This is a genomic window from Ruegeria sp. YKSF131, from assembly GCF_059612645.1.
This window is the reverse complement of the sequence record NZ_JBXWQZ010000085.1, coordinates 1-13,009: the sequence shown is the minus strand read 5'-3', so window position 1 is coordinate 13,009 and position 13,009 is coordinate 1. Positions and strand designations below refer to the sequence as shown.

At 60.4% G+C, this 13,009-nt stretch carries 15 protein-coding genes and 1 riboswitch; of the genes, 13 read left to right on the top strand and 2 right to left on the bottom strand.

Features of this window, described 5'->3' with window-relative positions:
* The 13 genes from AC2FLZ_RS20370 to radC all read left to right on the top strand — a co-directional run.
* Nucleotides 1-1,061, top strand: a 1,061-nt coding sequence (locus AC2FLZ_RS20370) for an Hsp70 family protein (RefSeq protein WP_496882683.1), incomplete at its 5' end; no start/stop codon positions are given.
* A gap of 74 nt (nt 1,062-1,135) precedes the next feature.
* Complete coding sequence (gene dnaJ / locus AC2FLZ_RS20365) at nt 1,136-2,281, top strand: molecular chaperone DnaJ (RefSeq protein ID WP_480474359.1); 1,146 nt, start codon at nt 1,136-1,138, stop codon at nt 2,279-2,281.
* A gap of 241 nt (nt 2,282-2,522) precedes the next feature.
* Nucleotides 2,523-2,627: riboswitch (TPP riboswitch) on the top strand.
* A gap of 44 nt (nt 2,628-2,671) precedes the next feature.
* Complete coding sequence (thiD, locus tag AC2FLZ_RS20360; protein WP_496882682.1) at nt 2,672-3,475, top strand: bifunctional hydroxymethylpyrimidine kinase/phosphomethylpyrimidine kinase; 804 nt, start codon at nt 2,672-2,674, stop codon at nt 3,473-3,475.
* Nucleotides 3,472-4,449 carry a glycine oxidase ThiO gene (thiO, locus tag AC2FLZ_RS20355; RefSeq protein WP_480554326.1) on the top strand — a complete coding sequence of 326 codons (978 nt, stop codon included), beginning with the start codon at nt 3,472-3,474 and terminating at the stop codon, nt 4,447-4,449. Before thiD ends, thiO begins: the two co-directional genes overlap by 4 nt.
* On the top strand, nt 4,433-4,627 hold the full coding sequence (gene thiS / locus AC2FLZ_RS20350; RefSeq protein WP_480474356.1) for a sulfur carrier protein ThiS: 195 nt from the start codon (nt 4,433-4,435) through the stop codon (nt 4,625-4,627). Before thiO ends, thiS begins: the two co-directional genes overlap by 17 nt.
* 2 nt (nt 4,628-4,629) lie before the next feature.
* Complete coding sequence (locus AC2FLZ_RS20345) at nt 4,630-5,394, top strand: thiazole synthase (protein WP_496882681.1); 765 nt, start codon at nt 4,630-4,632, stop codon at nt 5,392-5,394.
* Nucleotides 5,391-5,987: a thiamine phosphate synthase gene (locus AC2FLZ_RS20340; RefSeq protein ID WP_496882680.1), complete on the top strand. Its 597-nt coding sequence runs from the start codon at nt 5,391-5,393 to the stop codon at nt 5,985-5,987. The genes AC2FLZ_RS20345 and AC2FLZ_RS20340 overlap by 4 nt, the downstream gene beginning before the upstream one ends.
* A complete protein-coding gene (locus AC2FLZ_RS20335; RefSeq protein WP_496882679.1) occupies nt 5,984-6,949 on the top strand; it encodes a ThiF family adenylyltransferase in 966 nt (321 codons plus the stop codon). Before AC2FLZ_RS20340 ends, AC2FLZ_RS20335 begins: the two co-directional genes overlap by 4 nt.
* An 18-nt stretch (nt 6,950-6,967) precedes the next feature.
* A complete protein-coding gene (locus AC2FLZ_RS20330) occupies nt 6,968-7,903 on the top strand; it encodes an ABC transporter substrate-binding protein (RefSeq protein ID WP_480474352.1) in 936 nt (311 codons plus the stop codon).
* Nucleotides 7,900-8,574 carry a thiaminase II gene (tenA, locus tag AC2FLZ_RS20325; protein WP_496882678.1) on the top strand — a complete coding sequence of 225 codons (675 nt, stop codon included), beginning with the start codon at nt 7,900-7,902 and terminating at the stop codon, nt 8,572-8,574. The genes AC2FLZ_RS20330 and tenA overlap by 4 nt, the downstream gene beginning before the upstream one ends.
* Nucleotides 8,571-9,299, top strand: coding sequence for an ABC transporter ATP-binding protein (locus tag AC2FLZ_RS20320; protein WP_480474350.1), 729 nt, complete (start codon nt 8,571-8,573; stop codon nt 9,297-9,299). Before tenA ends, AC2FLZ_RS20320 begins: the two co-directional genes overlap by 4 nt.
* Nucleotides 9,296-10,030: an ABC transporter permease gene (locus tag AC2FLZ_RS20315; RefSeq protein ID WP_480518168.1), complete on the top strand. Its 735-nt coding sequence runs from the start codon at nt 9,296-9,298 to the stop codon at nt 10,028-10,030. The genes AC2FLZ_RS20320 and AC2FLZ_RS20315 overlap by 4 nt, the downstream gene beginning before the upstream one ends.
* A gap of 35 nt (nt 10,031-10,065) precedes the next feature.
* A complete protein-coding gene (gene radC, locus AC2FLZ_RS20310; protein ID WP_209506928.1) occupies nt 10,066-10,821 on the top strand; it encodes a RadC family protein in 756 nt (251 codons plus the stop codon).
* 3 nt (nt 10,822-10,824) lie between these two features.
* Here radC and AC2FLZ_RS20305 read toward each other — a convergent pair whose 3' ends face one another.
* Together AC2FLZ_RS20305 and AC2FLZ_RS20300 are read right to left on the bottom strand one after the other, a co-directional pair.
* Nucleotides 10,825-12,381, bottom strand: coding sequence for a phosphate ABC transporter substrate-binding/OmpA family protein (locus tag AC2FLZ_RS20305; protein ID WP_480518164.1), 1,557 nt, complete (start codon nt 12,379-12,381; stop codon nt 10,825-10,827).
* 24 nt (nt 12,382-12,405) lie between these two features.
* Nucleotides 12,406-13,009, bottom strand: a 604-nt coding sequence (locus tag AC2FLZ_RS20300) for a hypothetical protein (protein WP_496882677.1), incomplete at its 5' end; no start/stop codon positions are given.

Sequence of the window (13,009 nt, the reverse complement as noted above, 5' to 3'; positions counted from 1 at the left end):
GTTCGAACGGTCAGCCGCTGCACATGGTCATGAAACTGACCCGCGCCAAGCTGGAATCTCTGGTCGGCGACCTGATCAAGAAGTCGATGAAACCGTGCCAGGCTGCTCTGAAAGACGCCGGTCTGTCGGCTGCTGACGTGGACGAAGTTGTTCTGGTCGGTGGTATGACCCGGATGCCGAAAGTGATCGAAGAAGTCACCAAGTTCTTCGGCAAAGAGCCGCACAAGGGTGTGAACCCGGACGAAGTGGTTGCCATGGGCGCCGCCATTCAGGCCGGTGTTCTTCAGGGCGACGTCAAGGACGTGGTTCTGCTGGACGTGACCCCGCTGTCGCTGGGCATCGAGACGCTGGGTGGCGTGTTCACTCGCCTGATCGACCGCAACACCACGATCCCGACGAAAAAGTCTCAGGTCTTCTCGACTGCCGAGGACAACCAGAACGCCGTGACCATCCGCGTGTTCCAGGGCGAACGTGAAATGGCTGCGGACAACAAGATCCTGGGTCAGTTCAACCTCGAAGACATCCCGCCCGCACCGCGCGGCATGCCCCAGATCGAGGTGACCTTCGACATCGACGCCAACGGCATTGTCTCGGTTTCGGCCAAGGACAAAGGCACCGGCAAAGAACAGAAGATCACCATCCAGGCATCGGGCGGTCTGTCCGACGAAGACATCGAAAAGATGGTCAAGGACGCCGAAGAGAACGCGGAAGCCGACAAGGAACGCCGCGAGCTAGTCGACGCCAAGAACCAGGCGGAAAGCCTCATCCACTCGACCGAAAAGTCGATGGAAGAGCATGCCGACAAAGTCGACCCGACCACGATCGAAGCCATCGAACTGGCCATCGCCGCACTCAAGGACGAGCTGGAAACCAACAATGCCGACAAGATCAAGTCTGGCATCCAGAATGTCACCGAAGCAGCGATGAAGCTGGGTGAGGCCATCTACAAGGCGCAGTCCGAAGAGGCCGAGGACGAGCCTGTCGCAGCGGATGCCGCACATGGTGATGACGATATCGTCGATGCCGAGTTTGAAGATCTGGACGACGAAAAGCGTAACTAACGGGTAACCGGGCCAATGTGGGCCGGTCCGGATGCCGGGCCGGCCTATTTACGTTGAGGCAGAAGGAAATACTGATGTCAAAACGCGACTATTACGAAGTGCTCGGTGTGTCCAAGGGCGCTTCGGCGGATGAGATCAAGAAAGGTTTTCGCACGAAAGCCAAAGAGTTGCATCCGGACCGCAACAAGGACAACCCGGATGCCGAGGCGCAGTTCAAGGAAGCCAACGAGGCTTATGACGTGCTGCGTGACGCCGACAAAAAGGCGGCCTATGACCGCTTTGGCCATGCCGCGTTTGAAAACGGCATGGGCGGTGGTGGTCGGCCTGGCGGCGGCTTTGGGCAGGGCGATTTCTCCAGCGCGTTCTCGGATGTATTCGACGACCTGTTCGGCGATTTCATGGGCGGGCAACGTGGTGGTGGCGGCCGACGCGCCGCGCGCGGCTCGGACCTGCGCTATAACCTGCGTGTATCGCTGGAAGAGGCGTTCTCGGGCCAGCAGAAAACCATCAATGTACCTACAGCCGTGGCTTGTTCCTCCTGCGAAGGAACCGGTGCAGAAGGCGGGGTCGAGCCGACAACCTGCCCCACCTGTTCCGGTATGGGTAAGGTGCGGGCGCAACAGGGCTTCTTTACGGTCGAACGAACTTGCCCCACCTGTTCGGGTCTGGGTCAGATCATCAAGAACCCATGCAAATCCTGTAAGGGTGCAGGCCGCGTCGAAAAAGATCGCGCTTTGTCGGTCAACATCCCTGCCGGTGTCGAAACCGGCACCCGTATTCGACTGGCGGGTGAAGGCGAGGCCGGAATGCGTGGTGGCCCTCCGGGCGACCTCTACATCTTTGTGGAAGTGTCTGATCACAAGTTGTTCGAACGCGACAGCGTAAACCTTTATTGCCGTGTACCGGTCAGCATGGCCAAGGCCGCGCTGGGCGGATCGATCGAGGTTCCGACAATCGATGGCGGGCGTGGGCGGGTGCAGATCCCGGCTGGCAGCCAGTCGGGTCGGCAAATGCGTCTTCGCGGCAAAGGCATGCCCGCATTGCGCGGCGGCGGTGTTGGCGACATGTTCATCGAACTGGCGGTTGAAACCCCGGTCAACTTGACCACCCGCCAGAAAGAACTTCTGCGCGAGTTTGATGACCTGGGCGAAGACAACCACCCGGAATCAAAAAGCTTTTTCTCATCCGTCAAATCCTTCTGGGACGGTATGAAAAGCTGACAACCAGGGTTACCCGGGGGCTCTGCCCCCGCCGCCCGTTCCGGGCGCCTCCCCCGGGATATTTCCAGCCAGATGAAGCAGGGATCCGTTATTCATCTGGCTCTAAATATCCCGGAGCGCGAGGCAGAGCCTCGCAAAACACTCCCTAAAGACACTCAATTGGCCTTATCAGATGACCAAAAGTGGCAATGCATTTGCCAAATTGGGTCTTGATTCCGACCGTCGACCCTGAAATTGTCCACGACAACCGTTGGGGTGCCCGTATCAGGGCTGAGAGGCGCAGCCGCGCTAACCCATCGAACCTGATCCGGGCAATTCCGGCGTAGGGAACGGTCTTATGAACACAGACGTTTTCCTTACCTCGTTGCCCAAAAAAGATGGAGCGACGAAATGGCGGCAATTGCCCTGACCATTGCTGGGTCTGACAGTGGCGGAGGCGCCGGGATTCAGGCCGATCTGAAAGCGATGTCCGCGTTGGGTGTATTCGGCGCAAGCGTCATTACCGCCATTACAGCGCAGAACACGCAAGCCGTCACTGTGGTGCATGGGGTTCCTCTGGATGTCATTGCTGCTCAAATCGACGCGGTGCTGAGTGATCTGGACGTGAAGGCCATTAAGATCGGTATGCTTGCCACGCCAGAGATCATTCACGCAGTGGCTCGAGGCCTGGAAACGTTCAAGGGCCCCATAATTCTTGATCCCGTCATGATCGCAAAATCCGGAGATGCCTTGCTGGCGCAGGAAGCGGTCCGGACGCTGCGCGAAGTGATGGTGCCAGCAGCGACTGTGCTGACACCCAATCTGCCCGAAGCGGCGTGTTTGCTGGATGCGACACCGGCGCAATCACCGGACGAGATGGCCGCACAAGGCCAGGCCCTGTGTGATCTGGGCGCAGGTGCGGTTTTGATGAAGGGCGGGCATGGGTCCGGCGATGTCTGCCACGATCTGCTGGTCGACCCCTCAGGTATCGTGGCCGCGTTTCAGGCCCCGCGTCAGAACACGAAGAACACCCACGGAACCGGATGCACCCTGTCGTCATCGATCGCCGCCGGACTGGCCAGGGGCCTGCCGCTGAGGGATGCGGTCGCGCAGGCGCATGATTATCTCCAAGGGGCCATCGCGCGGGCGGATGAGCTGAAGATTGGTGCCGGGCACGGCCCTGTGCACCACTTCCATCGGATCTGGCCCGCGTGACGCTCTGGTCGGTCATAGGTGCAGGCGTTGCGGGTCTGGCCGTGGCCAGTGAGCTTGTGTCACGCGGCGCAAGGGTGCAGGTTTTTGATCCGGGCGGCCCGCCCGGCCCGCATGGGTGTTCCTGGTGGGCCGGTGGGATGCTGGCGCCGTGGTGTGAATATGAAAATGCGGAAGAACCGGTTCTGCGGCTGGGGCAGGAAGCCATCGAATGGTGGGTGCAGCGAACGCAGGTAAACAGAAGTGGAACCCTTGTTGTTGCCAACGCACGTGACCTGCCCGACCTGCGTCGGTTTGCACGCAGGACCGAAGGGTTCAGCGAGTTTGATCGCGCGAAAATAATCAAATTAGAGCCTGATCTGAGCAAGTTTAGCAAAGCTCTGTATTTTGAAAACGAAGCGCACCTTGATCCTCGCCAGGCATTGCGCGATCTGCATCGTCACCTGCAAGGCGCAGGCGTGGAATTCCACCGAAAGCTGGCTCCGGCGCAACTGGACAACGCCATTGACTGCCGGGGCCTGCACGCGCGCGAATATCTGCATGACCTACGCGGCGTGAAGGGTGAAATGCTGGTTCTCCGCTGCCCCGATGTGAACCTTTCGCGCCCGGTGCGGCTGTTGCATCCGCGGATGCCGCTCTACATCGTTCCGCGCGGGGACGGCGTCTACATGCTGGGTGCAACCATGATCGAATCCGAGGACAGCAGCCGCATCACCGCCCGCTCGATGCTGGAACTGCTCAGCGCGGCCTATGCCGTGAACCCGGCCTTTGGCGAGGCCGAGGTGCTGGAGATCGGTGTCGACCTGCGCCCCGCTTTTCCGGACAACCTGCCGCGTATCCGGCGCTTGGGTCGGACAATCTATGCCAATGGGCTGTATCGCCATGGCTATCTGCTGGCCCCTGCATTGGCGCGGGGTGTCGCTGATCTGGCATTGGACAACACACATTCGGAGATGGTCGATGAAGATCGTGCTTAACGGCGAGACGCGGGACGTGCGCGCTGAAACCCTGTCGGATCTGTTGCTGGAATGCGGCTTCTCGGGCCGTGTGGCCACCGCAGTGAACGAAGATTTCGTGCCGTCAAGCCTGCGCATTGCGCACAAACTGACCGATGGCGACCGGATCGAAGTTGTCGCGCCGATGCAGGGGGGCTGAGGATGAGAACGTTCTACGGCATCGAGTTGCCGAACCCGCTGATGCTGGGCACCGCCCAATATCCCAGCCCCGCCATTCTGGAACAGGCCTTTCGTGAAAGCGGTGCGGCGGTTGCCACGGTATCGCTGCGGCGGGAATCCGGCGCAGGGCAGACATTCTGGCAGATGATCCGCGAGCTTGGTGTCCTGATCATGCCAAATACGGCTGGCTGTCATACGGTGAAAGAGGCGGTGACCACAGCCCATATGGCGCGCGAAGTGTTTGACACCAAATGGATCAAGCTGGAACTGATTGGCCACACCGACAGTTTGCAGCCGGATGTGTTCCAGCTGGTCGAGGCTGCGCGAATCCTGACCGAAGACGGGTTTGAGGTGTTTCCCTACACCACCGATGATCTGATCGTGGGCGAACGCCTGCTGGACGCGGGGTGCGAAGTGCTGATGCCGTGGGGCGCGCCTATCGGGTCTGGGCGTGGGCTGAACAACGAATACGCCCTGCGGTCGATGCGGGCCGAGTTCCTTGACACGCCGCTGGTGGTGGATGCCGGGATCGGCCTGCCCAGCCACGCGGCCCACGCAATGGAACTGGGCTATGATGCCGTTCTGCTGAACACAGCTGTGGCCCGTGCCGGTGATCCCGTTCTGATGGCCAAGGCGATGGCGCAGGCAATCCATGCCGGACAACTGGCCCATCAGGCAGACCCGATCGAGGCGCGTGATATGGCCGAGCCTTCGACCCCTGTTGTTGGAAAGGCCTTCCTGTCATGACGCTGGACCGTTTCTACCCGATCTTTGATCACGCGGACTGGCTGCGGCGGATGCTGCCCCTGGGTGTCAAGCTGGTGCAGCTGCGTATCAAGGATCAGCCGGATGAGGTGGTGCGCGGTCAGATTGCCGCCTCGCGCGATCTGTGCCGCGACTATGGGGCGGTTCTGGTGATCAACGATTACTGGCAGCAGGCCATCGATCTGGGTTGTGACTGGGTTCATCTGGGGCAAGAGGATCTGGATGATGCAGACCTGAAATCCATCCGAAAAGCGGGTCTAAAGATGGGTGTTTCCACTCATGACGATGATGAGCTTGAGCGGGTTCTGGCCATGGATCCTGATTACGTGGCGCTGGGCCCGGTCTATCCGACCATCCTGAAAAAGATGAAATGGCATCAGCAGGGCCTGCCCCGCGTGACCGAATGGAAGGCGCGGGTTGGGGACATTCCTCTGGTCGGTATTGGCGGCATGAGCGTCGAGCGCGCAGCAGGGGTGCTGGCAGCAGGGGCCGACATTGTCTCGGCTGTCACGGACATCACACTGAACGCCGACCCCGAAGCGCGGGTGCGTGCTTGGATCGAGGTCACGAGATGAGCCGCTATGCCCGCCAGACTCTGCTGCCCGAGGTTGGGGCCGAAGGACAGGCCCGCCTGACTGCGGCCCGTGTTCTGGTGGTCGGCGCAGGTGGTCTGGCCGCGCCGTTGCTGCCGCAATTGGCCGGGGCCGGGGTGGGGCATATCACAATTGTCGATGGTGACATCGTCGATCTGTCGAACCTGCATCGCCAGACATTATTTTCAGAAGAAGATTGCGGGCTGTCAAAGGCCGAACGCGCCGCTGGCCGATGCCGTGCGTTGAACGCCGAAATCGACGTGATTTCCAGGAAACAGGCTCTAACAGGGAAAAATGCACCCGATCTGGTGTCGCAGGCGGATATTATCCTGGATTGTGCCGACAGCTATGCGGTCAGTTATATGCTGTCGGACACCTGTCTGGCACAAGGCAAGCCGCTGATCAGCGCCTCGGTGCTGGGGCTTTCAGGTTATGCAGGCGGCTTCTGTGGCAGCGCGCCTTCTCTGCGTGCCGTTTTCCCCGATGCACCGGAAAGTGGCGCAAGCTGCGCCACGACGGGTGTTCTGGGTCCCGTTGTCGGTGTGATCGGGTCCATGCAGGCGCAGATGGCGCTGAGCCTGATCTTGCGGCTTGACCCATCACCCCTAGGGCAGATGGTGCAATATGATGCGCGAACCCTGCGCAGCACCGGGTTTCGTTTTGATGACGCGCCGGAACCGTCAAGCTGTTTCCGCTTTCTCTCCGCCAGTCAGTTGAGGGAGACAGACCAGATTATCGAACTGCGTGACCCGAACGAAGCTCCGGTTCCGGCTCACCCGAATGCAACGCGCATTTCACCCGAAGAAATACAAAAAATAGACCCAAACAAGGGGCAACGCCTCGCCCTTTGCTGTGCCACCGGGCTGCGCGCATGGCGCGCTGCCGAGAAAATCCAACCGATTTGGCCGGGCGAGATTGTGCTCGTCGCGGCCTCAGCCTCCTGAGAAAAGGAAACGTGTGATATGAAAAAGCTGATGACAGCCCTTGCCCTTCTGGCCGCCGCGCCAGCCTGGGCCGAAGACAAAATGACCGTCCTTCTGGACTGGTTTATCAACCCTGACCACGGGCCCATCATCGTGGCGCAGGAAAACGGCTATTTCGCCGAACAGGGGTTGCAGGTCGAAGTCGTTGCCCCCGCCGACCCATCCGCACCGCCGCGTCTGGTGGCTGCCGGTCAGGCGGATCTGGCGGTATCCTATCAACCGCAACTGCATTTGCAGATCCACGAAGGGCTGCCACTGAAACGGGTCGGCACGCTCGTCGCGACGCCCCTGAACTGCCTGCTGGTTCTGAAAGACGGGCCGATCAAATCGCCCGCTGACCTCAAAGGCAAGAAAATCGGCTTTTCCGTCGCCGGTGTGGAAGAGGCCATCCTCAGCACCGTGCTTGGCAAATACGACGTCGCGCTGGATGATGTTGAGATGATCAACGTGAATTTCTCGCTCTCACCCTCGCTGATGACCGGTCAGGTGGATGCGGTGATTGGCGCCTATCGCAACTTCGAGCTGAACCAGATGGATATCGAAGGCCGCCCCGGCACCTGTTTCTATATCGAGGAAGAAGGCGTGCCGTCTTATGACGAACTGATCTATGTCGCCAACCCTGATACGATGGACAAAGACAAGATCGCCCGTTTCCTGGCCGCGACCGAAAAAGCGACTCAGTACATCGTCAACAACCCCGAAAAAAGCTGGGAGGTCTTCTCAGCCACTTCACCCGAACTGCAGGACGAGCTGAATGCGCGCGCATGGGTCGACACGCTGCCGCGCTTTGCCCTGCGTCCCGCCGGGTTTGACGCTGGCCGTTATGCCCGGTTCGAGGCATTCCTGAACGACAGCGGCATGATCGACACCGTCCTGCCCGTCAGTGACATTGCCATCGACGTAACCGCGCAATGAGCGATTATGGCAAAGCCTTTGCGCTGATGCGCGATGCGGCGCAGGGGCCGTGGCGGGATTACACCCGCCACGCTTTTGTCGAAGCCCTGAAAGACGGCACCCTGCCACGCCCGGCGTTCCTGCACTATCTGCGTCAGGATTACGTGTTCCTGATCCATTTTGCGCGCGCCTGGGCGCTGGCCGTGGTGAAATCGGAAACACATGCTGAAATGCTGGCAGCGTCGCGTACCGTGAACGGCCTGATCAGCGAAGAGATGAAGCTGCATATCGGTATTTGCGAAGCAGAAGGCATTTCGCAGTCCGATCTGTTTGCAACGCCGGAACGGCCCGAGAATCTGGCCTATACCCGCTTTGTTCTCGAGGCGGGCTATAGCGGTGATCTGCTGGATCTTCTGGCAGCACTTGCACCCTGCGTCATGGGATATGGTGAGATAGGCACCCGCCTGGCTGAGGAGGCAACATCAACGACCTACCGTGGCTGGATCGATACCTACGCGGACGAGGGCTACCAGAGCGCCTGCACCGCCGTGGGCGAATTGCTGGATTCGGCTCTAACAAGGCGGATTGGGGCGGATTTCCAAACGTCGCCTCGCTGGGATTGTCTGTGCAGGACGTTCCGCACGGCCACGGAGTTGGAAGTCAATTTCTGGCAGATGGGTCTGACCCCATGACCCCGGCGCCCGATCTGACCATCAGCGGCACAGCCATGATCGATGGCGCGACTCTGTTCGCGCCGCTGACCCTGACGCTTGACGCAGGGGCGTGGACCTGTCTGCTGGGTGGATCGGGTGTTGGCAAAACCACGGTTTTGCGGCTGATTGCCGGGCTGGAAACCGGGGCTGAATTCACGGGCCGGATCACCGCCAGCGATGGCCAGTCGGTTTCAGACCGGGTTGCTTATATGGCGCAGGACGACCTGTTGCTGCCTTGGGCGAGTGTTGCGCAAAACGTCTCACTGGGCGCGCGGCTGCGGGGCGAGAAAGTTGACCTTGACCGGCGCGACCGCCTGATCGAACGGATGCGCTTGCAGGACCATATGACCAAGAAACCGCCCGAGCTTTCGGGCGGGCAGCGTCAGCGCGTGGCACTGGCCCGCACCTTGATGGAAGACCGGCCGATTGTGTTGCTGGATGAACCCTTTTCAGCCCTTGATGCCCGAACCCGTGCCGATATGCAGGATCTGGCCGCCGAGGCGCTGCGGGGCCGCACTGTCCTTCTGGTAACCCACGATCCGGGCGAGGCCGCGCGTCTGGGGCAATCCATCGTCGTCATGACACAGCACGGGCTGACGCCGTGCGATCCGCCGGTTGCTCCAGCCCCGCGCAGCGTGGACGATCTGCAGACGCTGGAAACACAAGGCGCGCTTTTGCGGCTGCTGCGGGAGGGCGGGGTATGAAGTCCCTCTCTGTTCTGGCAGCAACCCTGTTTGCCATTGCCATCTGGCAGGGGATCGTGACCCTGACCGGATTGCCAAAGTTCATCCTGCCCGGCCCCGTGGTGGTTGCCGAGACCTGGTGGCAGAACCGCTGGCTGATTGCCGAACACACCTGGATCACAGCCATTGAGGTCATTATCGGCCTTGCCTGCGGCACGCTGCTTGGCGTTGTCACTGCATTGCAGCTGGCCAATTCCCGCGTCGCACGAGTTTTGGTGCAGCCAATGCTGGTGTTCACGCAGGCCCTGCCGGTCTTTGCACTGGCCCCGTTGCTGACCCTGTGGCTGGGTTATGGCCTGTTGTCCAAGGTCGCGATGGCGGTCCTGATCATCTATTTCCCGATCACGTCGTCCTTTTTTGACGGTTTGATGCGGACACCGCAGGGGTATCTGGACCTTGCACGCACGATGCAGGCCAGCAAGCGCACTGTGTTGTGGCACATCCGTATCCCTGCGGCGTTGCCGTCTCTGGCCTCGGGGATGCGGCTGGCGGCGGTGTATGCGCCGATCGGTGCCGTGATCGGTGAATGGGTCGGTTCATCGCAAGGTCTGGGATATCTGATGCTGCTGGCCAATGGCCGTGCCAAGACGGACCTGATGTTTGCGGCGATGCTGACTCTGGGCGTATTTTCGATCCTTCTGCACATGATTGTCCGCCGCGCCACCGCGCGTATGGCAGGAGAGGCTCATTAACCTTTCGGAAAGTGATTCTGCGTCAGGGTAAACGCATGACACAGGACGCCTTTGCCGAAGCCCCCATGCTGTTTGATACGGACGAAGCGCCAGCGCAGCCGCTGCCGAATGGTCGGTTACCCTCCTACATCAAAGACCATCGCAAGCGGCTGCGCGAACGGTTCATGGCGGGCGGATCCGCAGCGATCCCGGATTATGAGTTGCTGGAGCTGGTTTTGTTCCGGTCCATCCCTCGGCAGGATGTGAAACCATTGGCGCGGGCATTGATGAATGCCTTTGGCGATTTCAACCGTGTGTTGACAGCACCCGAAGAACGGCTGCGGCAGATCAAGGGCGTTGGTGATACGGTCATCACCGATCTGAAAATCCTCGAAGCCTGCGCGCATCGGATGGCACGGGCGCGGGTGATGCAACGACACGTAATATCCAGCTGGGACGCGCTGCTGGATTATTGCCACACGACAATGGCGCATCGCGAGACCGAGCAATTTCGCGTTTTCTATCTGGATCGCAAGAACGTCCTGATCGCGGATGAGGAACAGGCCAAAGGCACCGTGGATCACGTGCCGGTCTATCCGCGCGAAGTGGCGAAACGGGCGTTGGAACTGAATGCCTCGGCCCTGATATTGGTGCACAACCATCCTTCGGGCGACCCAACGCCGTCACAGTCAGATATCGACATGACCAACCGCATTCAGGATGCCTGCTCCGCCCTGGGGCTGACCCTGCATGACCACCTGATCATCGGCAAATCGACCGAGCTCAGCTTTCGTTCCGAAGGGTATCTCTAGCGGCTACTGCACCCAAATCTCGACCCGCCGGTTGACCTTGCGGCCCCATTCGGTGTCATCGCAGGCCATGGGCATCGCTTCACCAAATCCTTCGGCGGTGACCGTGATACTATCAGGGATCGGGGCTTCAAGCGCGGCGATAACCGCGTTTCGCACGGTTTGCGCGCGCCGTAGGGCGATGCGGGCATTTGAAACGGCACCCCCGTCCCCATCGCTGAAGCCTGCAAACACCACCTTGCGCGCCTGCAACGTACCCGCGTCCAGCATTTGCGCCAGTTGCTGAATATTGGCGCGCGACTGCGCGTCCGGGCGGGACGATCCGGGTTCGAACCGGACCGACAGGGACAGGCGCGACAGCGGGCGCAAGGTTTCGATCATGCGCTGCAACTCCTCCAGTCCGACCTCAGTTCCGCCGGTGACGACCGCATTGGCAAGCCGGTCCCCCTGCACGCCAACCGGCAGGGTTTCAGCAGATTGATCCACATATCCTGCGTCACGTATCGCCACCTGTGCCTCGGGGCTTTGGCTATAGGCCAGAAACTGTCGCGCAATCCGGGGCAGGCGGCGTTCCGGCAGATACAGGAACATGGGCATATTCAGCGGGTAATCTTCGGTCTTGATTGACTGGCGGGTCGCGGCCAGAGGATGCCCGCACCCGCCAGTCAAAGGCACAGCGCGGGTGCCATGGGCCGATGCCTTGCTGGCGATACCGATGGAAAACGGATCCTTTGCCACAGCCGCGGTCAGGTCATGTATGCGATTGTGGCGGATCGCCGTATCGGTCAGCACCACACCGGCGGTTTTCAGAACCTGATCCTCGACCGCCTGCGCCAGACCCGACCCGGCCTCTGGCACATGCAGTGCAATAGGGGCATCCGGCCCACCCAGCTGCGCCCAGTTGCTGACCTCGCCGGACAGAATGCGGGCCAGATCCGCCAGCGAAACCTGTCGCATCACGCTGTCGGGGGCCACGACCGGGACCATGGCATCCAGTGCAATGACCCGTGATCGCCGCGAGCGTTTCAGATCACCCAACCCCGCAGCTTCGGCAGCCTCCCGCTCGGCCTCGCGCATCTCGCGCAGGGCCATCACGATATCCGCCCGGTCTGCGATCAGGTCGCTGAACCCGCGATCCGTGGTGCCCACGTCAAAGAAAAACCGCGCAAGCGGCGCCGACCGGCCTGCCTGATGCAACTCGTAAATAAAGGTGTCCTCATCCACGCGGGCGGGGGTCGCGGTCAGGTCTTCCTGACGGGCAAAGCCGATGATCAGGGCGGGCAGCACCGTTTCGGCCATCACCGATGATCCGGAAAACTGCACTTCGGCGACGAAATCGATCAGGTTGGGGCAGGCGGGTCCCTCGCATGTGACGCCGGAACCATCCACGGTCAACGTCCCGAATTGCGTATCGACGCGATAAAACTCACCGTCAAAGCTCAGCAGATTGCCTGTCACTTCGACCTTGCCATCATGCGAGGTCAACGTGATGTCCTGCCCAAAAGCACCGGTCGCCACCGTCACGGAAAACAGCGCAGCCACCGCCACACGGAAAAATGTCATAAGAGGTTCAAGCCTGCCTGCGGATTACTTTGCCGCGATTGTCAGGTCTGAGAGCAGATTATTCAACACCAGAAACTCGCCCGAGCGCGAACAATCCGGCAAGGTCACGGACATGTCGCGCGACCGCAGGCGGCGGTCCGACAACAGCTCCAGCGACTGCACGTTCAGCGTGTGGCCGCAGTTTGCATCGGTCACTTCGGCCTCGACGGTCAGGTCAATCGTGCCCGACTGATCCGAAGTGCTGGCCGGGAAAGAATACACTTCGATATTCTGAGTAATCCCGGAATCGGATTGACCCAAGCGCATAACCTTACCGGCGCCTTCGGCAGATGCGTCATCCCAGACATGGCCATCCGCGCCATAGCTGGCGCCAAATTCCAGCGCGTGAATCTGCAACTCGGTATCACCCTGCCATTGCAGGACAACACGATCAAAACCGGCGATTTCGGGGACGTGAGTGGTGGCGACGGTGCCTGTTTCATCTTCGAAGGAAAACAGGAAAATCGCATATTCCGAAAGGGCCGGGATCGCCATATCCAGCGCGCCGCTGGCGTCAGTCATCTGGCTAACAGTGAGGCCGCTATGGTGAATTTCAATCTGCTCATTCTTGTGGCACGGCGCTTTCAGC

Excerpts from the sequence above, each read along its gene's own strand:
- dnaJ (WP_480474359.1), top strand. The coding sequence starts at position 1,136 with ATGTCAAAACGCGACTATTACGAAGTGCTCGGTGTGTCCAAGGGCGCT.
- thiD (WP_496882682.1), top strand. The coding sequence starts at position 2,672 with ATGGCGGCAATTGCCCTGACCATTGCTGGGTCTGACAGTGGCGGAGGC.
- thiS (WP_480474356.1), top strand. The coding sequence starts at position 4,433 with ATGAAGATCGTGCTTAACGGCGAGACGCGGGACGTGCGCGCTGAAACC.
- AC2FLZ_RS20345 (WP_496882681.1), top strand. The coding sequence starts at position 4,630 with ATGAGAACGTTCTACGGCATCGAGTTGCCGAACCCGCTGATGCTGGGC.
- AC2FLZ_RS20340 (WP_496882680.1), top strand. The coding sequence starts at position 5,391 with ATGACGCTGGACCGTTTCTACCCGATCTTTGATCACGCGGACTGGCTG.
- AC2FLZ_RS20335 (WP_496882679.1), top strand. The coding sequence starts at position 5,984 with ATGAGCCGCTATGCCCGCCAGACTCTGCTGCCCGAGGTTGGGGCCGAA.
- AC2FLZ_RS20330 (WP_480474352.1), top strand. The coding sequence starts at position 6,968 with ATGAAAAAGCTGATGACAGCCCTTGCCCTTCTGGCCGCCGCGCCAGCC.
- tenA (WP_496882678.1), top strand. The coding sequence starts at position 7,900 with ATGAGCGATTATGGCAAAGCCTTTGCGCTGATGCGCGATGCGGCGCAG.
- AC2FLZ_RS20320 (WP_480474350.1), top strand. The coding sequence starts at position 8,571 with ATGACCCCGGCGCCCGATCTGACCATCAGCGGCACAGCCATGATCGAT.
- AC2FLZ_RS20315 (WP_480518168.1), top strand. The coding sequence starts at position 9,296 with ATGAAGTCCCTCTCTGTTCTGGCAGCAACCCTGTTTGCCATTGCCATC.
- radC (WP_209506928.1), top strand. The coding sequence starts at position 10,066 with ATGACACAGGACGCCTTTGCCGAAGCCCCCATGCTGTTTGATACGGAC.
- AC2FLZ_RS20305 (WP_480518164.1), bottom strand. The coding sequence starts at position 12,381 with ATGACATTTTTCCGTGTGGCGGTGGCTGCGCTGTTTTCCGTGACGGTG.